This is a genomic window from Stenotrophomonas sp. SY1, from assembly GCF_021202945.1.
GTDB lineage: Bacteria > Pseudomonadota > Gammaproteobacteria > Xanthomonadales > Xanthomonadaceae > Stenotrophomonas.
Map to the genome: position 1 here is coordinate 128,544 of NZ_JAJOYR010000002.1, position 24,776 is coordinate 153,319.

Consider the following 24,776-nt stretch of genomic DNA (forward strand, 5'->3'; position numbering starts at 1 on the left):
GATTCCCGCCTGCGCGGGAATGACGGTGAAAGCCCAAGCCCCCGCCCTGCCCACCACCTCCCGCGCCCGGCACTTGCACATTGATATCAATTTGATATCTTCGCATCCAACCACCACGGAAGATGTGCCATGAAAGAGAAGTCCATCGGTTCCCTGTCCGGCATTCCCACCCTGCTCGGCACGATAGTCCTGATGCTGGCAGGCACGGCGGCCATCATCTTCGCCGTGATACTGACCAAGTCCGGCACGGGCGGCGGCGGGCTGCTGGTTCTCAGCGGCATCATCCTGGTAACCATCGGCATCTTCCTCAGCTGCGGCCTGTACATGGTCCAGCCCAACCAGGCGGCCGTGATCAGCCTGTTCGGCAAGTACGTGGGCACGGTCAAGGACAACGGCCTGCGCTGGAACAACCCGTTCTTCACCAAGCGCAAGGTCAGCCAGCGCGTGCGCAACTTCGAAAGCGGCAAGCTCAAGGTCAACGAACTGGACGGCTCGCCGATCGAGATCGCCGCGGTCATCGTCTGGCAGGTGGTCGATGCTTCCGAGGCGGTCTACAACGTCGATGACTACGAAAGCTTCGTGCACATCCAATCCGAATCGGCGCTGCGCGCGATGGCCACCAGCTACCCGTACGACCAGCACACCGAAGGCCAACTCGCCCTGCGCAGCCACGCCGCCGAGATCTCCCAGCACCTGAAGGACGAACTGGCAGAACGCCTGGCCGATGCCGGCGTGCAGGTGCTCGACGCGCGCATCAGCCACCTGGCCTATGCACCGGAGATCGCCCAGGCCATGTTGCAGCGCCAACAGGCCAGCGCGGTGATTGCCGCACGCACGCAGATCGTCGCCGGCGCCGTGGGCATGGTCGAAATGGCCCTGCTGGAACTGCAGAAGAACGCAGTCGTCCATCTGGATGAGGAACGCAAGGCACACATGGTCAGCAACCTGCTCACCGTGCTGTGCTCGGACCGTGGCACCCAGCCGATCGTGAACGCTGGTTCGTTGTACTGAGGAAACCCAAGTGAATGCTGTTGCCCCCCTGATCATCGCCGCCACCGGCATCCCCGCCCTGTGCATTGCCGTGTGGAGCGGCCGCCCCGGTACCGCCCACGCACGCGGGCTGGGCCTGCGCTGGGCGCTGATCGCCCTGTGCATGTTCATCGGTGCCACCGCCCTGCACCTGGCCGGCGACAACCGCAACATCGCCTACGGCGTGGTGATCGCGCTGGTGGTGGCGGTCAACGCACTGGGCGTGTCGCTGGTGCTGCACCTGCGTAATCGAGCACCCCGCAAGTGAGCGAGAAGAAGGCCTACCCGCTGCGCATCAACGCCGAAGTACTGGCGGCTGCCCAGCGCTGGGCCGATGACGAACTGCGCAGCCTCAACGCACAGATCGAGTACGTGATCCGCGACGCCCTGCGCAAGGCCGGGCGTCTTCCCAAACCCACGCAGGATGACAAGGAAGATCCATGAGCAAGCGCTGGCAGTACCTCACCGTCGAAATGTCCCCGTCACTGCTCAAGGGCGGCCCCGACCCGGAAAAACTGCAGGCCGAGCTCACCAAACAGGGCAACCTGGGCTGGGAGCTGGTCAACATGGTGCATTACGGGCAGCTCTCACCGGCCGTGCTGATCTTCAAGAAGGAGCAGTGACGATGAAGCGACTGACGGGATGGGTGGCTACGCTGATGTTGATGGTGTCGGCAGGTGCGGTTGCTGCCGATGCGCCCGCCGCGCTGGCCACACGCCTGCTGGACCACCTCGATGCCGGTCAGTACGTCGCCGCCGAAGCCCTGTTCTCGCCGCAGATGAAGGCGGCCGTTCCGGCCGACAAGCTCAAGGCGGTGTGGGAATCACTGCCGGCGCAGATGGGCGCGGCCGGCAAGCGAGGCGACGCCAGCAGCAGCACGGAGGGCGGCTATCGGATCGTCGTCATTCCGCTGGACTACGCCAACGGACGGTTGCAGGCACGCATCGTGCTGGACAGCAACGACCAGATTGCCGGCTTCCTGATACAGCCCGCACCCGCAGCGCCAGCTGCGGCACCAGCCGCCGACGCCAGCATCATCGAACAGGACTTCGATGTTCCAGCCAACGGCCGCTTCAACAGCGGCCTGCCCGGCACACTGGCCCTGCCCAAGGGCTCGAGTCCGTTCCCTGCGCTGGTGCTGGTACATGGCTCCGGCCCGCAGGATCGCGATGAAACCGTCGGCCCCAATCGCCCGTTCCTGGACATCGCGCGCGGCCTTGCCGCGCAGGGCATCGCGGTGCTGCGCTATGAGAAGCGCACCCATGCGCGACCGCAGGATTTCACCGGCGATTTCAGCATCGATGACGAAACCAGCAACGACGCCGTTGCCGCCGTCAGCGCACTGGCCGGCAATGCCAGCATCGATCCGAAGCGCATCTACGTGCTGGGCCACAGCCAGGGCGGAATGCTCGCCGGGCGCATCGCCGCCGCCAGCAACGGCAAGGTTGCCGGACTGGTACTGATGGCCGCGCCGGTGCGCCCCATCCTCGACATCCTGCTTGAGCAGAACCATTACATGCTGGGCCTGGACGGCAGCATCAGCGCCGAAGACCAGCTCCAGCTCGATGCGCTGGAAACGGCCATCGGCAAGGTCCGCAACGATCCCCAGGCAACCCTGATCAACCTGCCCGGCCGTTTCTGGCAGCAACTGGAACAGATCGACCCTGTGGCAGATGTCCGTGCAAGCAACCTGCCGGCACTGCTGCTGCAGGGCGGCCGGGACTTCCAGGTAGTTGATGCCGAATGGCAACTCTGGAAGCAGGGCCTGCACGGCGATCGCTATACGTTCAAGCACTACCCAGCGTTGAACCACCTCGGCATCGCAGGCGAAGGCAAGGCCTCGCTGGAGGAGTACCAACGCCCGGGCCATGTCGATGTCGGCCTGCTCGACGACATCGCCAATTGGATCAAGGCACAGGGATGAAGACCACGGCGGGCACGACCTATCCCAAGGCCATCAAGGTGGCCACAGGATCGACAGGCACCTTGTGGTGGCTGTGGGGCCCGCTGCTGCTGTTGCTGAGCATCGACCCGCTGATCGCCGTGTTTGCAGGCAAGCCGCCGGTCCATGCCGACTTCGACTCCTGGGGGGCGCTGGTCGTGCTGCCGCTGCTGGCGATCGGCCTGAGCCTGCTCTATCGCCGCCGCGGCATCACCCTGGATCGCAGCCGCCTGGACATTGTCAGCACGGTCTACCGTAAAGACATTCCCTTGGACACGCTGTTGCTGGATCGCGCACGCGTGGTGAGTTTCGACGAGTATCCGGACTTCGCTCCCGTCACCAAACGCAACGGCTTCCAGTTGCCCGGCTTCCGCTCTGGCCACTTCCGCATGGACGATGGCAGCAAGTGCTTCTGCCTGGTCACCGACAACAGCCGCGTGCTGGTGCTGCCATTACGCGATGGCACCGCGGTTCTGATCAGCCCGGAACGGCCACGTGACCTGCTGGATGAACTGCGCCGGCTGGCCGCAACGCCTCCACGGGCCTAAGCTGCTTCCATGCGCAACGCCCCGCACCATCTGCTGAACACGCCGGACATCGAGATATGGCCCGGCGGCCTGCTGCGTGCGCGCAGCAATCACGACGCCCGGTTGCTGGCACGTGCAAGCCACGTGCTGCGACGCAAGAGCGACGGCCGCTATCTTGCCGTGCAGCTGCCACGCGGACTGATGCCGCTGATTACCCGGCTGCCGGAAGAGCCCGGCATCGAGCTGGCACTGAACCTGCTGGACGCTCACCTGTCGCAGCCATCGCGCATGCCGCCGCCCAACGGTGAACTACCGCTGGCACAGTTGCAGCAACGGCTGGACCAGCTCGGCCTGGACAGCAGCGAGTACTCCGAGCAAACCGGCCTGCCCCTGGTCGCCGAACCGGCGCACCTGCAACTGGCAGGTTTCGACCGCTACCGCCGCCCGCTGTGGCTGACCGGCAACGCGGCGCGCAGCTGGCAGCGCATGCAGCATGCCGCTGCCATCGACGACATCGCGCTGGATGCGATATCCGGCTACCGCAGCCATGACTATCAACTGGGCATTTTTGAACGGAAGCGCGCGCGCGGCCTGAGCGTTGCCGACATCCTCACGGTCAATGCAGCACCCGGCTACAGCGAGCACCACGGCGGCAACGCACTGGACATCAGCACACCCGGCGAACCACCGGCCGAAGAGTCCTTCGAACACACCGCAGCCTTCGACTGGCTGCAACGGCGTGCGGGCGATTTCCACTTCCACATGAGCTACCCGCGCGACAACCCGCACGGCATCGTCTACGAGCCCTGGCATTGGTGCTGGCGGCCCGCCGGGAGCTTTTGACGCCGGCTCGATGCCGGCCTAATCTCGGCAACGGGAATCCACTACCGCGCAACGGCCCGCCTCCAATGAGGCAGGCCGTTTTCTCATGCCGAGCTTAAGGACAGCCAAGCCGTGAACGGACACAACCCCTACCAGAGCCCCGCCGTTTCAGTTGCACCCGCAGCACCTGCCGAACGCGACATTCCCGAAACCATCAGCGCACCCATACGCCACGGCTGGATCACCGCCTGCGTTTCCGGCGCGCTGACCCTGCTGGCAACGCTGGCCGCGGTGGTTTCGCAGTCGCGCAGCGAGAACGCCGTTTTCAGCGGTTGGAACATGATCGATGTGGCGCTGATCGCCGCACTTGCGTTTGGTATCCACAAGCGCAGCCGCACCGCTGCGACCATCATGTTTCTGTACTTCGCCCTGTCCAAGATCCTGGTCGTGATGACAACCGGCCAACCCACGGGCCTGGTGTTCGGGCTGGTGTTCCTGTTCTTCTACTTCCGCGCGATGACAGCCACGTACCGCTACCACCGCTTTCTCCGGAACTGGCGACAGAACCCACCCGCACCGCGCGCGTCGCTTGCCGACAACCCGCTGTTCAAGCCGCACCCCGGCCCGGCTGAAAATCCCTGAACGCGCATGATCATGCCGCGCAGCAATGCGCGAGCGAAAACATCGGCGACAACCCCTATCGCGCGTCCGCGCCCCATCCGCCTGCTCCGCGCCAACCACCTGCTCGGGCCGTACTGCTGATGGCCGCAACCGGCGTCCTGCTGGGCACCCTGCAACTTGCGGCGGGCCTGTGGGCCTGGCAGTTGGAGGCCATCTCCAGGCCCACCACCCTGCTGATCACGCTGTTGAACGCCGTGCTGTACTTCGCGCTGGCCTACGGCAGCTACCGCCGCAGCCGCATCAGCGCCTGCGTGCTGCTGGTGTATGCGGAGCTGCACGCCATGTTGGTCGTCTGGCTGTTCTCACCATTGCCCGCATACGCACTGCTTGTCCCGCTGCTGCTCCTGCTGATCCTGGTTACGGGCACGCTGGCGGTGTTCCGCAGCCATCGCAGGGACTGAAGCGCGCCCGCGGCTCAATCCTGCGAACGGTTGGTCTTTACCTTGGCGTCGGCACTGAAATCGGCAATCCGCCACAGATACAAACTGGCGTAGGTGCGATACGGCCCCCAGCGCTCGCCACGCTCGGCCAGCGCCCTGGGCGTGAGCATCTGCTCCAGGCCATCCACCCGCTGCGCACCCTTGCGGATGCCCAGGTCATCAATCGGGAGGATGTCCGGCCTGCCAAGCCGGAACATCAACATCATCTCCACCGTCCAGCGGCCAATGCCGCGCACCGGCACCAGCGCGTTGATGATGTCTTCGTGGCCCATCACCGACATCTGCCGCAACGTGGGCAATTCACCGGCCGCTTCACGCCGGGCCAGGTCACGCAACGCCAACGCCTTGTTGCCGGAAACGCCACACACGCGCAGCCCGGCATCGTCGATCCGCGCCAGCGTATCGGCGTGCAGGCGCTGACTGCCGATCGCCACTTCCACCCGCCCGACGATCGTGGAAGCAGCCTTGCCACTCAACTGCTGAAACAGGATGGCGCGCGCCAATGCATCCACCGGATCGAACGACTTGCGCCAGCCTTCCGGTGCCGGCAATGGCCCCAGGCGCCGCATCCAGGTGGCCAGACGCCGATCCGCACGTGCCAGGTACGCCTGCGCCTGCTCGATGTCGAACCCCCGCTGGAAGCGCGGCATGGGCTCAGCGCCTGACCGCGCTGAGCGCCAGCAGCACCCAGCCCACCATCAGAGTGATTCCTCCGGCCGGAGCGAGCGTGGTCGGCCACTTCATCAGCACATTGCCAATCAGGCTGCCGGAGAACAGCAACGTCCCGACCAGCAGAACGTACAAGGCAACCCGCCCGAACATGCTGATCGAACTGGCCCCCAGCGCCACCAGCACCGCGCCATGGCCGAAGGCATACAGCGCTGCGGTGTTCAGATGCGACTGTGCCAATGGCTCGGCAACTCCGTGCGAGGCGTAAGCCGACAGTCCAATCGCCACTGCCGCCAGCAAGCCACCGCAGAAGGCGAGAAAAGATGGTTTACGCCCACGTCGTTCCTGCAGAAACATGTCCCGTCCCTCCTCTGCGGGCCACTTCCGGTGGCCCAAAAAAAACGCGCCGCTGAGAGCGGCGCGTTTTCGGTGATCACTACATCAGTAACAACCAGGCAATTGTTACTTGACTGCCCAGTACACGTCGTAGGAACCCTCGGTGGTGAAGCCCTTGGCCACACCGCCCTTCCACGATTCGTACGGACGATCAACCACTTCGTAGCCGTTGGTGGTTGCCCACGCACGCAGTGCGTTGCGGGCAATATCCAGACCGGCCATGTGACCGCTGTACGACGCGAAGGCCGACTTGTGCGGAGCAGCGTGGACGTAGGTGACCGGGTTGCCCGACGGAATCTTCACATTCAACGCGCCATCAGCAGCGGCAACCGGAGCAGCAGCGGCCGGAGCGGCCTCGCCTTCCTTCTTGTCGCCTTCAGCGGCCGGAGCGGCACCGCTGCGCTTGCGCACCGGCTGCACCACGTCGAACGCGTACTTCTCGGCACCGAAGTCGGTGGTCACGATGCGCACCGGACCGGCGGCTTCAAGACCATTGGCTTCCATCGCACGCTTGATCCATTCCTGGTTGCTTTCGATGGACGAACGAATGGTGTCGTTGTTGCGGTCGATGTTGCCGGCATTGATGACCAGCAGGTCCTGGGCCGGCATGTCCACCAGCTTCAGATCGGTCAGCGGAGCTTCCGCGGCGCGGTAGTCAACGTTCGGCACCGAAGCCAGCATGTTAGCCATGCGCTCCAGGCCCAGCTTGACGTCATCACCCACGTGACGGCTCACGTACAGGCCGGCGTAACGACCGAACAGGTCGAAACCGTACTTGACGCTGTAGTCCTGGGTGATCTTGACGTTGCGGTCGTTCTTGCCAGTCGGCTCAAGGGTGAAGGTGGTGACCTTGTCGTGACCACGCGTCTGGTCATCAACGGCAATCACCACGCGCTTGTTCTTCTCGCTCTCGGTGATTTCCCAGCTGCCCTGACCCAGCGCACTGGAGTTGTAATCCAGGCGGGCGCCCTTGCCGGCGTCCGGACCGCTGAGCTTCAGTTCCACGCTCTTGTCGCGCAGGACCAGCGGGTTCCAATCCTTGAAGCGGCGCAGGCTGTTGACCGTGTCATACACGATCGTCATCTTGCGGTTGGTTTCGATGCTTTCGGAAATATGGCGCTCGCCCGGCAGGCATACGCCAATGATGACGAACAGGCCAGCCACGATCCCCAAGGCAATCAGGAACTCGATAATACGGGTCATTCAGGAGTCTCCGGGGCCGATCCCACGGCCGGGTTGATTGAAGCGAAGCCCCCATCCTATCAGGCTTTTCGCGTGTTGTTGATCACAAATGGCGCACCGGTTTCCCTTGCCAGACTGCGGGTCCCATCGTCTGGTTGAAGGGTAACGCATCAACCCGCAACCCAACGCACTTTCAGGCGATGGCACGGGCCACATGGCGCGCATTTCGGACACATTCTCACCCCAGAGCCCCGGCCAGCACCAGCACTATGTACGGTCTTTTTGCCAAGCGACCGACAACAGCACCGCGACAGGCCCGGCTCCGGGGCTGAAGCCTCAGACCAGTTGCAGCTCGAAGGCCTTGAGCACCGCACGGGTACGGTCGCGCACCCCAAGCTTGGAGAGGATGTTGGACACGTGGTTCTTGATCGTGCCCTCGGCCACGCCCAATGAGTTGGCGATCTCCTTGTTCGAGAAGCCGCTGGCCATCAGCCGCAGGATCTCGGTTTCGCGGTCGGTCAGCGGGTCCGGGCGGTCCAGGCTGACGAACTCGTTGCGCATGTGCTCCAGCCCGGACAGCAGCCGCTGGGTCACCGCCGGCTGCACCAGCGAGCCACCGTCGGCGACGGTGCGGATCGCGCCGACCAGCTGCTCCAGCGTCACATCCTTGAGCAGGTAACCCTTGGCACCGGCCTTCAGGCCGGCCAGCACCAGCTGGTCGTCGTCAAAGGTGGTCAGGATGATGGAGGGCGGCAACTGGCCCAGGCGGCTCAGGGTCTGCAGTGCCTCCAGGCCGGACATCACCGGCATGCGCATATCCATCAGCACAACGTCCGGCTTGACCGTGGGAATCACCTCCACCGCCTGCCGGCCATCGGTCGCCTCGGCCACTACTTCGATGCTGTCATCCAGCGCCAGCAGTGAACGGATGCCCTGCCGTACCAGGGTTTGGTCGTCAACCAGACAGACACGGATCATCATTCAACTCCTTGGGGCCCGGAGGCCAGCATCATATTGGTTACCACCGGCAGACTGGCTCGCAGCCGAAAACCGGCGCCGCGACGCGCGGCAATGTCCAGCCCGCCACCGTACTGGGCCAACCGCTCACGCATGCCGCGCAAGCCATTTCCCGGCATGATCTCATCAACATCGCCGCCGATACCGTCATCATGTGCCTCGATGATGATCTGGCCGGCCTGCCGTTCCACCTTCACCCAGAGGTTACGCGCACCCGCGTGGCGCACGGCGTTGGTGATGATTTCCTGGGTGCAGCGCAGCAGCACATGGGCCCGCTCCGGGTCATCCACGTTCAGCGGGTCCTCGATGTCCAAGTGGATCGCCAGCGACGGCACCCGCTCGGTCAACGGCCGCAGCGCCGCGGCCAGGTCGATGGCGCCGCTCTCGCGCAGCTGGCTGACCGCCTCGCGCACGTCGGTCAGCAGCAACTTGGCCAGCGTATGCGCCTGGCGGACATGCTCCTGCGCCTGGCCCTCGGTGATGTGCCCGGCCACTTCCAGGTTCAGGCTCAGCGCGGTCAGGTGATGGCCCAGCAGATCGTGCAGTTCACGGGAAATGCGGGTGCGCTCGTTGACCCGGGCACTTTCGGCCAGCAACAGCCGCGTAGCGCGCAGCTCGGCATTGAGCCGGCGCTGTTCCTCCCGGGCCTGGGTCTGCTGGCGCGCGACCAGGCTGGTCACGAATACGAACATCGAGAAGCCGCCGTACAGCAAGGACTGCAGCAGCGCCTCGAACAGCGGCAGGCCGATGATCAGGCTGTACACCGGCAGCACCGCCAGCTGACTGAGCACCAGCCAGACCACGCCGACCCGTTTGCTCAGCAGCCACGGGATCACCCCGGCCGCGACCATCATCAGGATGCTGCCCAGGCCGGTGCCGGAGATATAGCTGACCACCAGCGCCGATACCGTCAGCACCAGCAGCGCAGCCCGGTCGTACCAGCCGGTGTGGCCGGCCGCATTCAGCCCCCGGGTCAGCCAGAAGTAGCAGCCGCCGAAAGCCAGGTAGGCCGCAAACAGCCACACCGCCTCGCCGGCTCCGGGCTGGATCATGCCCTCCTCCGGCGCGTACTGGGTGTAGATCAACGGCAAGCTGACCAGGGCCCAGGTGAACAGGCCGGCCAGGCGGAGAACGCGGGTGTGGCTGAGGTATCCCAACATCCCTGCATGGTAAGGATCGCGGGCGCTCAGCGCTCTCCCACGGAAGTCATGCCTCCGATGGGCACGGCCGACGCTCGCCCGGCCCGCAACCCCATGCAATAATCGCTGGCGCAGCCGCACAGACCCACCGTTTCACCCCCACGGAGTCACAATGTCGATTGTCATCCGCGACGTGCGCGAGCACGAGCTCGATTCCGTCCTGGCACTGAACAACAACGCCGGCCTGGCCATCCTGCCGCTGGATGCGGCCAAGGTCCGCCGTTTCTACGAAACAGCCGAATATTTCCGGGTGGCCGAGCGCGACGGCAACATGGCCGGCTTCCTGGTCGGCTACGGCAGCGACAGTACCCACGACAGCTGCAATTTCGCCTGGTTCCAGCAGCGTTGCCCCAGCTTTTTCTATATTGACCGCATCGTGGTGGCCAGCCGCCGTCGTGGCGGCGGTGTCGGCCGTGCGTTCTACGCCGACGCCCAGAGCTACGCCGAGCTGCGCTATCCGCAGATGGCCTGCGAGGTATTCCTGGACCACGGCGCCGATGCCGCGCTGTTGTTCCATGGCAGCTTCGGCTTCCGCGAAGTAGGCCAAAACACCATGCCCGCCGTTGATGTGCGGGCCAGCATGCTGCTCAAGGACCTGTGCAGCTATGAATGGGTGAAGGAAACCTATGGCGACAACCTGCCCGACGTTCCTTGGGTGGGCAACACACGCCGGCCCCTGCAACAGCGGCCGACGGGAACTTGAGATGGCAGTGAATCTGGATTACGAACAGGCTGGTGAACTGAAAATCGGGCAGGTCGGCATTGCCAACCTGCGCATCCGCACCCTCGATGTGGCGCGACTCACCCAGGAAATGCACGAACGCGTAGTGCGTGCGCCCAAGCTGTTTGGTCGCGCCGCGGTGATCCTGGATTTCGGCGGCTTGAGCCAACTCCCGGATCTGGCCACCGCACAGGAACTGCTCAATGGCCTGCGTGAAGCCGGCGTACTGCCGGTTGCCCTGGCCTACGGCACGCAGGAAACCGAACGACTGGCCGAACAGCTGGGCCTGCCACTGCTGGCCAAGTTCCGCGCCCAGTACGAACGCAGCGAGCCCGAACCCACCCCGCCGCCACGCGCCGCCGCGCCCAAACCGGCAGCCGCCGCCCCTGCGCCAACATCGACGACAGCCGCAGCGCCGCAACCCGGCCGCATGCAGCGCAGCACGGTGCGCTCGGGCCAGCAGTTGTATGCAGAGAACTGCGACCTGACCGTACTTGCAACAGTGGGCGCCGGCGCCGAAGTGATCGCCGACGGCAGCATCCACATCTACGGTACGCTGCGGGGCCGCGCATTGGCCGGCGCCCAGGGCAACGAAAACGCGCGCATCTTCTGCCGCGATTTTCACGCTGAACTGGTCGCCATTGCAGGACGTTACAAGGTACTGGACGATATTCCCGACAACCTGCGCGGCAAGGCCGTGCAGGTCTGGCTGGAACAGGACCAGATCATGATCGCTGCGCAGGACTGACGCAGCCCACCCGAACATTCAGGAGAAATCCTTTGGCTGAAATCATCGTAGTCACTTCCGGCAAAGGTGGCGTGGGCAAGACCACTTCCAGCGCCAGCATCGCGTGTGGTATTGCACGCCGCGGCAAGAAGGTTGCCGTCATCGACTTCGACGTCGGCCTGCGCAACCTGGACCTGATCATGGGCTGCGAGCGCCGCGTGGTGTACGACTTCGTCAATGTCGTCCACGGCGAAGCCACGCTGAAGCAGGCCCTGATCAAGGACAAGCGCTTTGACAACCTGTACGTGCTGGCCGCCTCGCAGACCCGCGACAAGGACGCACTGAACAAGGAAGGCGTGGAGAAGGTACTCAAGGACCTGGCTGCCGACGGCTTCGACTACATCATCTGCGACTCCCCGGCCGGCATCGAGAAGGGCGCGTTCCTGTCGATGTACTTCGCCGATCGCGCCGTTGTCGTGGTCAACCCGGAAGTGTCCTCGGTCCGCGACTCGGACCGCATCATCGGCCTGCTCGACTCCAAGACCGCCAATGCCGAAGCCGGCAAGAGTGTGCCGGCGTTCCTGCTGCTCACCCGTTACAGCCCGTCGCGCGTGGAAAGCGGCGAGATGCTCAGCATCACCGACGTGGAGGAAGTGCTGGGCCTGAAGGCCATCGGCGTGATCCCCGAATCCGGCGATGTGCTCAATGCCTCCAACAAGGGCGAGCCGGTCATCCTTGATGCCGAATCCCCGGCCGGCCAGGCCTACGATGATGCGGTTGCCCGCATCCTTGGCGAAGAGCGCCCGATGCGCTTCACGTCGGTTGAGAAGAAGGGCTTCTTCACCAAGTTGTTCGGAGGGTGAGCATGGGACTTTTTGATTTCCTCAAAGCCAAGAAGACCACCGCCGAAACCGCCAAGAACCGCCTGCAGATCATCATCGCGCAGGAACGCAGCCATCGTGGCGGCCCGGATTACCTGCCGCTGCTGCAGCGCGAGCTGCTGGAAGTGATCAAGAAATACGTCAACATCGACGCCGATGCGGTGAAGGTGGACCTGGTCAAGGATGGCGAGCACGACGTGCTCGATATTTCCGTGGCCCTGCCCGAAGGCCCGCAGGCCTGATACCGCAACACCCTTCCGGGGCCGCCCAACAGCGGCCCCGGTGGTTTTGAAGCCATGCCAGAACTGACTACCCCCGAGCACTCCGCCAACGTCATGTGCGTCGGCGATATCCACTGGGACGACGCCGTCGCCCTGCTCGCCCGCCACGACCTGCGCCTGAACCATGTTGCCGCTGGCGAGAAGATTCCCGGCAGCTACTGGGGCGAACCGGAGGCCGGCATCATCGCCAATGATGTCTACGTGCGCGATGACACGCCGGTGCACTCAATGCTGCATGAGTCCTGCCACCTGATCGTGCTGCCGCCCGAACGTCGCGCCCAGGTGCATACCGACGCCACCGATTCGGTGCCGGAGGAAGACGCCACCTGCTACCTGCAGATCGTGCTGGCCGGCCAGCTACGCGGCGTCGGCAGCGAGCGCCTGATGGCCGACATGGATGCGTGGGGCTACACGTATCGGCTCGGCTCCACAAAGGCCTGGTTCGAGCAGGATGCAGAGGATGCGAAGCACTGGCTGATCGAGCGTGCGTTGTTACCAACCGTGTAACCGGCGGCGATGGTGCGCAGCTCCCTCCCCCTGCAGCCGTCAGCAGCCTTGCTGATCTGCCCGGATTCGGCCCCGTTAACAACCTTCAATCACGCGGCCTGCAATACCGGAAGCGGCAATACTTGAACCCTTGCCAGCCCGCTCCTGATATCGCTCCAGAAGACGCCGCCTGCTTCAGGAGCCCGCTGGCAACGATGCACCCAGATCCAGCGTGACGCGCGTACCGCGTTCGGGCTGCGAATGGATGTGCAGGGTCCAGCCCAGGTGATCGCACAGCCGCGCGATCAGTTCCAGCCCGATCCCCGAACGCATGCTGCGTTCGCCCTTGGCCATCCGTGCGTACACCTGCGCCACTTCCTCCGGGCTCATGCCGTGCCCTGGGTCCTCAATGGTCACCACCGCACGCGCCGACAGCGACAGCCGGATCACGCCACGGTCGCTGTTCTCAATGGCGTTGCGCAGCAGGTTGCCGACCGCAGCCTGTACCACGCCCAGCGGCGCCAGGATGCGGCAGGCATCGAGCTGCACCAGCGCCAGTTCCAGCTCCTTGCCATTGGCAAGGTAGCGGTGGTCCTCGACGATCTCGGGCAGCAGCTGCTCCAGCGCCACCAACTCGCTCATCGCCGTCAGCTTGGCCGGATCGCGGGCCAGCACCAGCAGCAACTGCACCAACTGTTCGACGCTGGCCGCCGTGCTGCGCACGCGCTGCAGCTGCTGCCGTGCCTTCACCGGCAGCTCCGGTTGTTCCAGGGCCAGTTCCGCCGCACCACTGATCACCGCGATCGGTGTGCGCAGTTCGTGGCTGGCGGTGCTGATGAAGACGCGCTCGCGTTCAACGAAATGCTCGTTGCGACGCAGATAGTCGTTGACCGAACCGGCGATGACCTCAAGCTCGGCACTGGCACGCGGATCGATCTTCACCTCCTGCCCGCGCAGCTCCGGCCGCAGCGCGGCGATGTCATGTGCCAGCGTCGACAGCGGCCGCACCAGCCGGCTCATGCCGACCCAGGCCATCAGCAGCGTCACCAGCACCAGTGCGATGCCCGCGAGCATCGCCCAGCGCGTGGCGAAGTGCTCCAGTTCGGCGAAGTCGGTGATGTCCAGCACCAGCACCACGCGCCCGAAATCCGAGGTATCACGCACCATCGCCGCGCTCTTGCGCCCTTCCAGCAAGGCGCCATCGTGCAGCCCGGGTTTCAGCTCGGCCAATGATCCGGGCAAGGGCTTGTGCGGATCGCCACCAAAGAAAAACAGCGTGTCCGAATCCTGCCAGCGGTAATCCCGGTCCACACGCATGTGCGCCAGGATGCTGTCCAGCTCGGTGTTCAACAACGAGCGCCAGACTGCATGTTCGGCATGCTCATGCACGTAGTTCGCCACGCCGAACACGGCCAGCGTGATCAATGCCAGATAGGCGGCCAGCCAGCCCAGCAACTTGCGTCGAAGTGTTGGCCGGCTCATGGCGCGCTGTCGGCCCTGGCCGGTGCCGACAACCGATAACCCACGCGCGGCAGCGTATGCAGCAGCTTCTGTTCGAAGGGACCATCGACGGCGCGGCGCAGCTCGTAGATATGCGAACGGAGCATGTCGCCATCGGGCGGCTCATCGCCCCACAGCGCGTACTCCAGCTGGTCACGCGTGACCGCCGCGGGACTGGCGCGCATCAACAGCTCCAACAACTTGCGGCAGGCCGGGTACAGATGAAGCACCTGCCCTGCCCGCTGCGCTTCCAGCGTGCCCAGATCCAGACTCAGGTCGTGGACTTCCAGCAGCTTGCGCGGATTGCGCCCCTTGATGCGGGCCAGCACCGCCTCGAGGCGGACCTCAAGTTCCGGCAAGGCAAAGGGCTTGGTCAGATAGTCGTCGGCGCCGGCGCGGAAGCCGGTGATCTTGTCCGGCAGCTCGTCGCGGGCAGTGAGCATGATCACCGGCACCTCGGAACGCTGCTCCTCGCGCAACCGGCGCAGGACCTCCGGGCCTTCCATGCGCGGCAGCATCCAGTCCAGCAGGACCGCGTCGTAGCTCTGGGTACTGGCCAGGTGCAGGCCGGTGATGCCATCCGGGGCCACATCGAGCACATGCCCGCGCGCCTCGAAATAGTCGAACAGGTTGGCGACCAGGTTGCGATTGTCTTCGATGACCAGCAGCCGCATGCAGGCGAGTCCTTGCAGAGCCCCCGCGCGCCGGTGGCCAGGCCGACATCCTAGCGGGGTGTCCGTCGGAATATCGTCGAAACCGGCGACAATGATTCTGACGCGCTTCCAACGCCGGAGCCGTCATCATCCGGCCACCCCATCCAACGAGCCACTCGTGCGTCCGCTCAAGTCCCGCCCCGCTTCGACCTCCCTGTGGTTCGCCATCGTCATCGCGCTGGTGGTCGCCAGCCTGCTGGCCGGGCTCGGCATGCGCTCGCCGCAGCCGCCGGACGAACCCCGCTTCGTTCTGGCCGCGCGGCACATGATCGAAACCGGGCAGTGGCTGCTGCCCCACCGCGGCAGTGAGCTGTACGCGGAAAAGCCGCCCACTTTCATGTGGATCCAGGCAGGCACCTACAAGCTGCTGGGCGACTGGAACCTGTCTTTCCTGGTTCCGTCATTGCTGGCCGCGCTGCTGACGCTGTGGCTGACCTGGGACATGGCACGGCGGTTGTGGAATCCCCGGGTCGCCCGCTACGCGGTACTGGGCCTGTACGTCTGCATCCAGTTCGGGCTGATGGCCAAGCGTGCGCAGATCGACATGGTCCTGATGGCAATGACCACGTTGGCGCTCTGGGGCCTGGTCCGACATCTGCTGCTGGGGCCGAACTGGGGCGCACTGGCCTTGGCGGCCTTCGCCGCCGGCGTGGGCACTGTGACCAAGGGCGTCGGCTTCCTGCCGTTGTTGATGCTGCTGCCATGGCTTGCATGGCGCTGGCGCCATCCCGATGCGACTGGCCCGGGGCGCAGCTGGCGCTGGTGGTTGTTGGTGCCGGCCTTCATCGCCGGCACGGCGGTATGGCTGGGGCCGCTGGGCATCGCCCTGTTGAAGAATCCGGACCCTGGGCTGCACGCCTACGCCCATGAGCTGCTGTTCAAGCAGACCGGCACCCGCTACACCAATGCGTGGCACCACCATCAGCCGTTCTGGTACTACGCCCAGGTGATTGCCACCCTGTGGCTGCCAGGCAGCCTGCTGCTGCCCTGGCTGGTGCCGGCGTGGTGGCGCCGGTGCCGCCGCGCGGACCCGCGCTACCTCCTGCTGCTGGGCTGGTCACTTCTGGTGCTGCTGTTCTTCAGTGCCAGCCCCGGCAAGCGAGAGGTCTACATCCTGCCGATGTTGCCTGCCCTGGCGGTCGCGGCAGCGCCCTTGTTGCCCGGCCTGCTGCGACGGACCGGCGTGCGCTGGGTGTTGCTGTCGTATGTGCTGGTGCTGGCGGTTGCGACATTGGTGGTGGGCTACGGCGCGGTACATGGCGACGGTTGGGCACAGCGCAATGCGCTCAAGCGCGCCATCGACCCGTGGGTGTTGCCGCAGGTGGGGTGGTGGCTGATCGGCTTTGGTGCCGCGACGCTGGTGCTTGCCATCGTGTTGCGCCTGCGCCGCGCCGGCTTGGCCGTGGTGTTGACCACGGTGCTGCTGTGGTCGATGTACGGGTTGGGTGCGATGCCGGCGCTGGACCCTTACAGCTCGGCGTCACTGGTGATGGACAAGGTACGTGATCGCATTGGTCCGGATGCCGAACTGGGCATGGTGGCCTGGCGCGAGCAGAACCTGTTGCAGACCCATCCGCAGGCCAGGGATTTCGGCTTCAAGCGGCCTGTCGGCGAGCAATGGGAAGACGCCGCCCGTTGGGCTGCCGAAGCGCCGGAACGGCGCTGGTTGTTTGTGTTGGATGCGGCAATGACGCCCTGCGCCAAACCGGATGCGGTCATCAACATCGGTAGCGCCAACCGCAACAACTGGCAGCTGGTGCCGGGCACCGCATTGGACGCGGCCTGCATCGCGCGTACCCACGGCGTGGTCCCCAGCGGCAATGCCGCGGTCGAGGACAACAGCGACTAAGGCACCTGGGGCGCTGGCTGCCCGACAGACACCTGGCGGGCAGCCAATCTCGCGTGCAACAACGTGCACCACAACTTGAACCGACGCACGCGCTCCAACATAAATCCGACACAACTCCGACCGCACTCCGACAGATGCGGCAACAGCATGCCGCCATCAACCCTGATGGCCCGCGTGTTCCATGCCCCGATCCACTCCCGCTCACCTGCTCTCCGCGCCCTTGCCGAGTACGCGCCTGGGTTTCATCAACCGGACGCTGCTGATTCCTTCCGCCGTCCTTGCCATTGCCAGCGTAGTGCTGATGGCGGGCGGTGGCGATCAATGGATTGCCGACCAGCTCTATCGTTTGCAGGGCAGCCAATGGGCACTGCGTGATGCCTGGTGGACCAGCCATCTGCTGCACAAGGGCGGCAGAAACCTCAGCACGCTCGCCGCGCTGCTGGTGATCCTGGGGCTGATCCGCACCTGCTTCAACGCGCGCTTGCGTCCACTGCGCAAACCGCTGCTCTACCTGCTGCTGGCGGTGGCGCTGTCCACCGGCGTGGTTTCCCTGCTGAAAAGTTGGACCGGCATGGATTGCCCGTGGGACCTGGAACGCTACGGCGGACTGCGTCCCTTCATCGGCTTGCTGCAGGTGCGGCCGACATCGCTTGGCCATGCCGCCTGCTTCCCCGCCGGCCATGCCAGCGCCGGTTATGCCTGGGTGGCGTTGTACTTCTTCATGCTGCAGGTACGCCCGCAATGGCGCTGGCCTGCATTGATCGGTGCATTGACCGTCGGCGCCACGTTCGGCATCGCACAGCAGCTGCGCGGGGCGCATTTTCTGTCCCATGACCTGTGGGCGCTGGCGATCAGCTGGGCCGTCGCGACGCTGCTGTATGCATGGCTGTTCGACCCGACAAGCTCGATCGCCCCGACAACGTACCGCCAGAAGACCAGCAACGGGGACGCGGCATGAACACCGTCGTCTCCCGATTCCGCCTACCGGAAACCACCTGGACCAATCTGCGCAACTGGCGCCCCGAGATCAGCACCGAAGCGTTGATCCTGTTGACCAGCACGTTCTTCGCGCTGGCATGCAACACGCTCTTCTGGCGCAGCGCGATGGCCACCAGTCCCGGCGATGCCCTGTTCGCCATCTCGCTGTTCGCCCTGTTGATGAGCGCACATGCACTGCTGCTGGGCCTGCTGGTATGGCGCTGGAATGCGAAGGTACTGCTGACAACGCTGTTCTTCACCACCGCGTTCGCGGTGCATTACATGGACAGCTACAACGTCTATCTGGACGCGGACATGCTACGCAACGTGCTGGCCACCGACCGCAAGGAATCCAGCGAACTGATGACGTCGGCATTGATCCTGCCGCTGCTTGGATACGGCGTACTGCCAACGCTGCTGCTATGGCGTTCACGCATCCGCAAGCGCAGCCGTGGTCGTGCCCTGCTGTGGCGTGTATTGCTTCTGCTCGGCGTGGTAGCCGTTGGCGGCGCAGGTGCGATGGCTTCGTTCCAGAACGTATCCGCGTTGATGCGCAATCATCGCGAGGTGCGCTACCTGGCAACACCGGTCAACTACCTCGTCGCGCTCAAGCAGAATCTGGCCAGTTCCAGCCCTATCAGGAAGCAACCGAAGCTGCCTATCGGCACTGATGCCAAAGCTACCCCGCGCGCGCCCACCAGCAAGCCGCGCCTGCTGGTGCTGGTGGTCGGCGAAACCGTGCGCGCGCAGAACTGGGGGTTGAACGGCTACGCCCGTCAGACCACCCCGGAACTGGCACAAACTGGCGCGATCAACTTCCCCGACATGCATGCGTGCGGCACGAGTACGGAAGTTTCCCTACCGTGCATGTTTTCGCCATTTGGACGCCACAACTACGACGAGGACAGCATCCGCTCCCACCAATCGCTCCTGCATGTGCTGGAAAACGCCGGCATCAGCACCTTGTGGCGTGACAATCAATCCGGCTGCAAGGGCGTATGTGACGGGCTGCCGATTGAGCGCCTGGGCGATGCCACGCAACCTGGACTATGTGCCGATGGCCGCTGCATGGACGAGATCCTGATCAACGACCTTGCCACGCAGGTGCGCGCCAAGCCGGGAGATCGTGTGGTCGTGCTGCATCAGCTGGGCAATCACGGGCCGAGCTACTACGAACGCTACCCGGAGCAGTTCCGTCAGTTCGCACCGACCTGTGACACGCCCGACCTGGGCAAATGCGACCGTGAGCAGATCGTCAACAGCTACGACAACGCCATCCGCTATACGGACCACTTCCTCAGCCGCACCATCGCCGCGCTGCGCGGCATGGAGGACTACGACACGGCGATGATCTATCTCTCCGATCACGGCGAGTCACTGGGCGAAAAGGGCCTGTACCTGCACGGCATGCCCTACGCCATCGCACCGGAGGAGCAGACCCGCGTGCCGATGCTGATGTGGTTCTCGCCCGGTTTTGCCACCGACCGCGGCCTGGACCTGCAATGCCTGCGCCAGCGCGCCGGCCAGCATGCCGACCACGACAACCTCTTCCCCTCCGTCCTGGGCCTGATGCAGGTGCGCACCTCGGTCTATGACCGCAGCCGCGACCTGTTCGCCGGCTGCGACAGCCCAGGAACACCCACGTAGGAGCGGCCTCGGCCGCGAAGCCATCGCAGTATCCGGCCGTCGCGGCCAATGCAATTACGGGATTTCCGGTATCGGGACCATTCCAGGCTTCGCGGCCAAGGCCGCTCCTACAACAGACCGCCCCTGCCTTCGTCCACTTGCGGCCTCCGTCGCGCCCCACTAGCCTTCGCCGGTACTTGTAACCATTACCGGGGAATTGCGTGAAGAATCGTCACCTTTTGTTGGCCGCCGCCGTGGGCGTGGCCGTGTTGTCGCTGGCTGCCTGCAAGAAGGACGCCGCCCCCGGCGCCGACAAGCCGGCGGCCACCGCCGCTGCCCCGGCCGAGAGCGCCGACCAGTTCATCGCCCGGGTCAATGCCGAGTACAAGGCCATGTACCCGGAAATGACCTCGGCACAGTGGCTGTCGTCCACCTACATCAATGACGATTCCGCGCGCGTGGCCGCCAAGGCCAATGAGCGCTGGCTGACCGTCCTCAATGGCTGGATCGAGCAGGCCAACAAGTACGAAGGCCAGCCGATGAGCGCCGACACCAAGCGCGCCATCAGCCTGCTCAAGCTGATGACCGCCATGCCGGCCCCGCGTGATCCGCAGAAGCTGGCGGAGCTGGCCGGCATCGCCACCAAGCTGGAAGGCGACTACGGCGCCGGCACCTACTGCGTGGGAGAAGGCGACAAGCAGAACTGCCGCCAGATCGGCGACCTGGAACAGGTGCTGGCAAGCTCGCGCGACTACGACAAGCAACTGGACGCCTGGCAGGGCTGGCACTCCACCGCCGTACCGTCGCGCGCCAACTACCAGCGCTTTGTCGAACTGGTCAACGAAGGCGCCCGCGAGCTGGGCTACAGCGATGCCGGCCAGATGTGGCGCAGCGGCTACGACATGCCGGCCGAAGAAGTGGGCCCGGAAACCGACCGCCTGTGGACCCAGGTCAAGCCGCTGTACGAACAGCTGCACTGCTACACCCGCGCCAAGCTGGACAAGGAATACGGCAAGGACAAGGCCGAGGTCGGCGGCGGCATGATCGCCGCGCACCTGACCGGCAACATGTGGCAGCAGGACTGGAGCAACCTGTGGGACATGACCGCGCCCTACCCCAACGCCGGCAGCCTGGACATCACCGCCGCGCTTGAGAAGCAGTACCAGACCAATCTGAGTGCCGCACTGGCCAAGGCCGGTGGCAACGACCCCGCTTCGCGCTTCAAGGCCCAACGTGACGCCGAACTGGTCACCGCGCGGCAGATGACCGAACGCGCGCAGGACTTCTACGTCTCCCTGGGCATGCCCAAGCTGCCGGAGAGCTACTGGCAGAACACCCAGTTCATCAAGCCGCTGGACCGCAACGTGGTCTGCCACGCCAGCGCCTGGGACATGAACATGGGCGGCGACGGCAAGGATGTCGGCCCGGATGTGCGCACCAAGATGTGCATCACCGCCAACGAAGAAAACTTCACCACCATCTACCACGAGCTCGGCCACATCTATTACGACCTGGCCTACAACCCGCTGCCGCCATTGTTCCAGGGCGGTGCCAACGATGGTTTCCATGAAGCCATCGGCGACACCATCGTGCTGGCGATGACGCCCAAGTACCTCAACTCGATCGGCCTGGTCGGCGCACAGCAGGAAAGCCGCGAGGCCACCATCAACGCGCAGATGCGCATGGCGATGTCGGGCGTGTCGTTCCTGCCGTTCGGCCTGATGATCGACCGCTGGCGCTGGGGCGTGTTCGACGGCTCGATCAAGCCGGACCAGTACAACCAGAAGTGGTGGGAACTGAAGGCCCAGTACCAGGGCGTGGCCCCGGCCAGCACGCGCGGCGAGGAGTTCTTCGACGCCGGCGCCAAGTACCACGTGCCGGGCAACACCCCGTACCTGCGCTACTTCCTGGCGCGCATCCTGCAGTACCAGTTCTACAAGGGCCTGTGCGATGCGTCCGGCTACACCGGCCCGCTCAACGAGTGCAGCTTCTACGGCAACAAGGAAGCGGGCCAGAAGTTCTGGGCAATGCTGAGCAAGGGTTCCAGCCAGCCGTGGCAGGCCACGCTGAAGGAACTGACCGGCGGTGAGAAGCTTGACGCCGCACCGATGCTGGAATACTTCGCCCCGCTGCAGGAATGGCTGAAGCAGCAGAACGAAGGCCAGATGTGCGGCTGGACGGCGCAGGCACCGGCCGCAGCACCGGCGGCACCGGCAGCGGCTGCACCTGCGGCGGCAGCAAAGTAAGCAACTACTGCCGATCAGGTTGAAGACGAAGGGCGCCTAAATGGCGCCCTTTGTTTTCTACAGCTCGTAAGAGCTACACCTGACAGCAGGTTACCGGACGGACTTGTCGTTACACCCGCTGATACGAGGGTGTAATCCATACACCCGCTCACCAGCGGGTATTGCCCCAAAAAGCCAACGCATAGTTCCTGAGTGTCCAACGTCCGTATCCCATTGAACGCCCTCCTGATCATTGGAGATGCACAGGTTCCATCCGGAAGGCATACTCCGCTCTACACCGCTGATAGGCGGTCTAATTAGAGTTAGGGCTCATGAAGATCGTCCTCGTAGTCTTCTTTTTCACGGTCCAAAGCAGCTACCTCAACAACTCCGAGGTGGAAGCGACTGACGATGTCTTTGACACTATTCAGTTCCTTGCAACTGACGACGGCGCCTGGCGCATCAAGACTTACGCCACGGATCAAGACGTCCACGTATGGTCTATTGGGGCATCTCCCGAGGAGATTGTTGACCTTGCCCGCCAGAACACCGAGAAGCACTATGGGGACGTGTTGTCAGAGGGATACACTATTGAGACGTCTGACGGCATTGATGGCTTGCGGCGCGAACTTAGAGAGCGCGGGCTATCGGATACGCTGGAGATATCCAAGAACGGCTTCATGTTCTGGGCCCCTGCAGGCACTGACTATCGCTCGCGTTCAGCGCCCCGACATGAGCCCTAACAATTCATTCAAGCCGAACCCGCTTCGCGGGTCGGCTTAATTCAGGCGTTAGGCCTCAAAAGAAGAGTCCCCTAGTGACCGAACTTACGTTCCGCTTGCTCGTCTCACTCACAGCACTGATTACGGTCGCTGGCATCGTCGCTGACGAGCTCGGATCAGGAAAGCTGCCCGAGCCCCTCCGGTCCGTTAAAGCACAGGCGAAGGCTCTCGCCGTTGCATCAAGTAAGAAGAGCTCAATAGTCGGAGCGGTACGCATCTCACTTGTTGCCGGCTATTTTCTTTCACTGCTCGCACTTGCTCTATTTGCCCCATTCAGTCCATGGGCCTATCTTTTCTTTACCCTAGCTTGGAGTGCGCTCACTTTTAGCGATGCGCCTCATATTCTTCCACGGTCATTTGTTCCACTATACGAGGCATCATTGCTTCTCAATGGTGCAGTCCTCGCACTCTGTTTTCTTTCTCCTCTCGCCGCGCGCTTCATGGCAACCTAAGTCATGGCTTGCACCGGCAGGCCTAACAATTCATTCAAGCCGACGTCGCTTCGCGACGCGGCTTAACTCCAGAGTTGGGCTTCTGAGGAAATCCAGATGGAATGGTTTGATCCGTGGTGGTCTACTGAAAGAATGGATGAAAAGTTTCATCTCGCGTTCCGAGAGCAATTGGAGCTTGAGATTTCCCCTGACCACTGCATGTTTGGGTTACCTGTAAAGATCATTGCACGCGGTGATGGCGACGATGCCCTCTTCGAAATCCTCGACGGAAGTGGCCGAGTTGCCGACATTCATCTTACTTGGTCAAAGAGCTCGGAGCGACTACCGTGGCCTAGTACAACAATCTACGCGAGTCTTAGCGAATGGATTGAAGACATTATGATTCCGCAGCATAAGGAATGGGCAAATGAGTAAGACAGTTATGCCCAACAATTCCGTCAACCGGACCTTCGCATCGCTGCGCGCTGCTCCGGCCGGATACGTCCAACGTTAGCCGCCTATGATTGCCAATCGCGAAACCGGTGAGATCGTCCTTGAAAGCGGCACAGTCCTCTCCCCTCGCACAACTCGCTCTGACTTTCTTCGCTCTCCCGAGGGCGCAGCTTCGTCCATGCTCGTCCGGAACGAGCCCTGGTGCTCGTTCAAGTTTGCGGTTCCGGCCGAGTCGTTGGTCCTGGCGGTTTTCTTCAATGGCGAGTCTATTCAAGCCATGCATCTGGCCATTGTTGACGCCGACTCCGCGCCCTGGAGCCACGAGGCTGAGCTTCGGCGCAAAGAGGCGAACGACAGATGGCTACTCAGCAAAGGCCTTACACCCGGCAAAACTTACGCTTGGGGCTCTGTTTGGTCGGGCTATGATCCCAAGGGTGGTTCAAGCAGCGCCGTCCTTAGCTTCTCGGGCGGCAGCTAACAATTCATTCAAGCCGACGCCGCTTCGCGGCACGGCTTAACTCAGGCGTTAGGGCTCAATTCGATGTCCCAAGAGTCAAAGCTAATCGAGCAAATAGAAAGGGTGCTTTCCAAGTTTCCGGCAGTGGCAGCTACTTGGCACTCCGGCAACCTGGTGGCCGGCTTCCGTGACGCCGTCGCCTATCACTCTCTCCGCACCGAGTGCATAGCGCTAATTAACTTCGTTTATGGCGTGGAGCACGCTCAAGCCTCTGAGTTCCGGCGCACGATTCGCAGAGAGGCACTCCATGACCTCCACGCCGCCGAGGGCATGCTGCGCGGCGCCATAGAGTCCATTCGCCATGGTCTCTTGAATGATTTGCGCACAGAGATTCTGTTAGATGTTCAAACAGACTTCCTGGGCGCTGCACAGACTGCCCTGGAGGGCGGAGCAAAAGATGTCGCTGCGGCGCTATCTGCCGTCGTTCTAGAGGATTCGGTAAAGCGCCTTGCCGCCAAACACGGCCTTGATGATCTAATAAATCAAGAGTTTAGCGTTGTTATCACGGGCCTCTTTAAGGCGGATGCAATCACCAAAGCAACCAAGGGTGCACTCCTCGCACACAAGGATCTCCGCAACGCCGCGCTTCACGCCCAATGGCATGAGGTTTCTGCAGAGGCTGTTCAAGCTCTCCTCTATTTGCTGCCAGTTTTCATAGAGCAGCACGGCGTGTAGGGTGCGCCCTAACAATCCATTCAAGCC

The 24,776-nt window shown here is 63.6% G+C and carries 29 protein-coding genes; 22 read left to right on the forward strand and 7 right to left on the reverse strand.

The features are described 5' to 3' along the window. Positions 1-129 precede the first annotated feature (129 nt). The 9 genes from LR961_RS12130 to LR961_RS12170 all read left to right on the forward strand — a co-directional run bounded on the left by LR961_RS12130 (position 130) and on the right by LR961_RS12170 (position 5,402). Entirely contained in the window at positions 130-1,011 is an 882-nt protein-coding gene (locus tag LR961_RS12130; protein ID WP_232149546.1) for an SPFH domain-containing protein, read from the forward strand. A gap of 10 nt (positions 1,012-1,021) precedes the next feature. Then, positions 1,022-1,297 carry a hypothetical protein gene (locus LR961_RS12135; RefSeq protein ID WP_232149547.1) on the forward strand — a complete coding sequence of 92 codons (276 nt, stop codon included), beginning with the start codon at positions 1,022-1,024 and terminating at the stop codon, positions 1,295-1,297. Further along, positions 1,294-1,473 carry an Arc family DNA binding domain-containing protein gene (locus LR961_RS12140; RefSeq protein ID WP_232149549.1) on the forward strand — a complete coding sequence of 60 codons (180 nt, stop codon included), beginning with the start codon at positions 1,294-1,296 and terminating at the stop codon, positions 1,471-1,473. Before LR961_RS12135 ends, LR961_RS12140 begins: the two co-directional genes overlap by 4 nt. After that, complete coding sequence (locus tag LR961_RS12145; protein ID WP_232149550.1) at positions 1,470-1,652, forward strand: DUF4177 domain-containing protein; 183 nt, start codon at positions 1,470-1,472, stop codon at positions 1,650-1,652. Before LR961_RS12140 ends, LR961_RS12145 begins: the two co-directional genes overlap by 4 nt. A gap of 2 nt (positions 1,653-1,654) precedes the next feature. After that, the gene (locus tag LR961_RS12150; protein WP_232149551.1) at positions 1,655-2,953 is read left to right on the forward strand and encodes an alpha/beta fold hydrolase; all 1,299 of its coding nucleotides are present in this window, start codon (positions 1,655-1,657) and stop codon (positions 2,951-2,953) included. Next, positions 2,950-3,519, forward strand: a complete 570-nt coding sequence (locus tag LR961_RS12155) for a PH domain-containing protein (RefSeq protein WP_232149552.1) — start codon at positions 2,950-2,952, stop codon at positions 3,517-3,519. Before LR961_RS12150 ends, LR961_RS12155 begins: the two co-directional genes overlap by 4 nt. A 9-nt stretch (positions 3,520-3,528) precedes the next feature. Continuing rightward, positions 3,529-4,341 carry a M15 family metallopeptidase gene (locus tag LR961_RS12160; RefSeq protein ID WP_232149553.1) on the forward strand — a complete coding sequence of 271 codons (813 nt, stop codon included), beginning with the start codon at positions 3,529-3,531 and terminating at the stop codon, positions 4,339-4,341. 111 nt (positions 4,342-4,452) lie between these two features. Next, positions 4,453-4,962 (forward strand): hypothetical protein, encoded by a 510-nt coding sequence (locus tag LR961_RS12165; RefSeq protein WP_232149554.1) that lies wholly within the window; start codon positions 4,453-4,455, stop codon positions 4,960-4,962. 119 nt (positions 4,963-5,081) lie between these two features. Continuing rightward, on the forward strand, positions 5,082-5,402 hold the full coding sequence (locus LR961_RS12170; RefSeq protein ID WP_232149555.1) for a hypothetical protein: 321 nt from the start codon (positions 5,082-5,084) through the stop codon (positions 5,400-5,402). Between the two features lie 14 nt (positions 5,403-5,416). Here LR961_RS12170 and LR961_RS12175 read toward each other — a convergent pair whose 3' ends face one another. The 5 genes from LR961_RS12175 to LR961_RS12195 all read right to left on the reverse strand — a co-directional run bounded on the left by LR961_RS12175 (position 5,417) and on the right by LR961_RS12195 (position 9,865). Further along, complete coding sequence (locus LR961_RS12175; protein ID WP_232149556.1) at positions 5,417-6,091, reverse strand: DNA-3-methyladenine glycosylase; 675 nt, start codon at positions 6,089-6,091, stop codon at positions 5,417-5,419. A gap of 4 nt (positions 6,092-6,095) precedes the next feature. Beyond that, positions 6,096-6,467 (reverse strand): DUF423 domain-containing protein, encoded by a 372-nt coding sequence (locus tag LR961_RS12180; RefSeq protein ID WP_232149558.1) that lies wholly within the window; start codon positions 6,465-6,467, stop codon positions 6,096-6,098. 105 nt (positions 6,468-6,572) lie between these two features. Continuing rightward, positions 6,573-7,709, reverse strand: coding sequence for an SRPBCC family protein (locus tag LR961_RS12185; RefSeq protein WP_232149560.1), 1,137 nt, complete (start codon positions 7,707-7,709; stop codon positions 6,573-6,575). 315 nt (positions 7,710-8,024) lie between these two features. Further along, positions 8,025-8,666, reverse strand: coding sequence for a response regulator transcription factor (locus LR961_RS12190; protein ID WP_232149561.1), 642 nt, complete (start codon positions 8,664-8,666; stop codon positions 8,025-8,027). Continuing rightward, positions 8,666-9,865, reverse strand: coding sequence for a sensor histidine kinase (locus LR961_RS12195; protein WP_232149562.1), 1,200 nt, complete (start codon positions 9,863-9,865; stop codon positions 8,666-8,668). The genes LR961_RS12190 and LR961_RS12195 overlap by 1 nt, the downstream gene beginning before the upstream one ends. 151 nt (positions 9,866-10,016) lie before the next feature. Between LR961_RS12195 and LR961_RS12200 the strand changes: the two genes are divergently transcribed. From LR961_RS12200 to LR961_RS12220, 5 genes are read left to right on the forward strand one after another with little or no spacing between them, the layout of a single operon-like run. After that, entirely contained in the window at positions 10,017-10,607 is a 591-nt protein-coding gene (locus tag LR961_RS12200) for a GNAT family N-acetyltransferase (RefSeq protein WP_232149567.1), read from the forward strand. Between the two features lies 1 nt (position 10,608). Next, positions 10,609-11,373 (forward strand): septum site-determining protein MinC, encoded by a 765-nt coding sequence (minC, locus tag LR961_RS12205; protein WP_232149568.1) that lies wholly within the window; start codon positions 10,609-10,611, stop codon positions 11,371-11,373. A gap of 32 nt (positions 11,374-11,405) precedes the next feature. Next, positions 11,406-12,215 carry a septum site-determining protein MinD gene (gene minD, locus LR961_RS12210; protein ID WP_232149569.1) on the forward strand — a complete coding sequence of 270 codons (810 nt, stop codon included), beginning with the start codon at positions 11,406-11,408 and terminating at the stop codon, positions 12,213-12,215. A 2-nt stretch (positions 12,216-12,217) separates the two neighbouring features. Beyond that, a complete protein-coding gene (gene minE, locus LR961_RS12215) occupies positions 12,218-12,475 on the forward strand; it encodes a cell division topological specificity factor MinE (RefSeq protein WP_057634586.1) in 258 nt (85 codons plus the stop codon). Positions 12,476-12,529: 54 nt separating this feature from the next. Next, positions 12,530-13,021 carry a hypothetical protein gene (locus LR961_RS12220; protein WP_232149570.1) on the forward strand — a complete coding sequence of 164 codons (492 nt, stop codon included), beginning with the start codon at positions 12,530-12,532 and terminating at the stop codon, positions 13,019-13,021. 174 nt (positions 13,022-13,195) lie between these two features. Here the strand turns inward: LR961_RS12220 and LR961_RS12225 are convergent, their stop codons facing one another. Both LR961_RS12225 and LR961_RS12230 read right to left on the reverse strand, forming a co-directional pair. Continuing rightward, positions 13,196-14,482 carry a HAMP domain-containing sensor histidine kinase gene (locus tag LR961_RS12225; RefSeq protein ID WP_232149571.1) on the reverse strand — a complete coding sequence of 429 codons (1,287 nt, stop codon included), beginning with the start codon at positions 14,480-14,482 and terminating at the stop codon, positions 13,196-13,198. Next, positions 14,479-15,174 carry a response regulator transcription factor gene (locus tag LR961_RS12230; protein WP_232149572.1) on the reverse strand — a complete coding sequence of 232 codons (696 nt, stop codon included), beginning with the start codon at positions 15,172-15,174 and terminating at the stop codon, positions 14,479-14,481. Before LR961_RS12230 ends, LR961_RS12225 begins: the two co-directional genes overlap by 4 nt. Before the next feature lie 250 nt (positions 15,175-15,424). Here LR961_RS12230 and LR961_RS12235 point away from each other — a divergent pair, with 250 nt between their 5' ends. From LR961_RS12235 to LR961_RS12270, 8 genes are all read left to right on the forward strand, one after another. Next, complete coding sequence (locus tag LR961_RS12235; RefSeq protein ID WP_232151138.1) at positions 15,425-17,062, forward strand: glycosyltransferase family 39 protein; 1,638 nt, start codon at positions 15,425-15,427, stop codon at positions 17,060-17,062. 181 nt (positions 17,063-17,243) lie between these two features. Next, positions 17,244-18,020 carry a phosphatase PAP2 family protein gene (locus LR961_RS12240; protein WP_332311035.1) on the forward strand — a complete coding sequence of 259 codons (777 nt, stop codon included), beginning with the start codon at positions 17,244-17,246 and terminating at the stop codon, positions 18,018-18,020. Beyond that, positions 18,017-19,687 (forward strand): phosphoethanolamine--lipid A transferase, encoded by a 1,671-nt coding sequence (locus tag LR961_RS12245; RefSeq protein ID WP_232151140.1) that lies wholly within the window; start codon positions 18,017-18,019, stop codon positions 19,685-19,687. The genes LR961_RS12240 and LR961_RS12245 overlap by 4 nt, the downstream gene beginning before the upstream one ends. A gap of 200 nt (positions 19,688-19,887) precedes the next feature. Beyond that, entirely contained in the window at positions 19,888-21,912 is a 2,025-nt protein-coding gene (locus tag LR961_RS12250; RefSeq protein WP_232149577.1) for a M2 family metallopeptidase, read from the forward strand. Positions 21,913-22,223: 311 nt separating this feature from the next. After that, entirely contained in the window at positions 22,224-22,634 is a 411-nt protein-coding gene (locus tag LR961_RS12255) for a hypothetical protein (RefSeq protein WP_232149579.1), read from the forward strand. A 74-nt stretch (positions 22,635-22,708) separates the two neighbouring features. After that, on the forward strand, positions 22,709-23,125 hold the full coding sequence (locus LR961_RS12260; protein ID WP_232149580.1) for a hypothetical protein: 417 nt from the start codon (positions 22,709-22,711) through the stop codon (positions 23,123-23,125). A 96-nt stretch (positions 23,126-23,221) separates the two neighbouring features. Then, positions 23,222-23,539: a hypothetical protein gene (locus tag LR961_RS12265; protein ID WP_232149581.1), complete on the forward strand. Its 318-nt coding sequence runs from the start codon at positions 23,222-23,224 to the stop codon at positions 23,537-23,539. A 559-nt stretch (positions 23,540-24,098) separates the two neighbouring features. Then, complete coding sequence (locus tag LR961_RS12270) at positions 24,099-24,749, forward strand: hypothetical protein (protein ID WP_232149582.1); 651 nt, start codon at positions 24,099-24,101, stop codon at positions 24,747-24,749. The last annotated feature ends 27 nt before the right edge of the window (positions 24,750-24,776 follow it).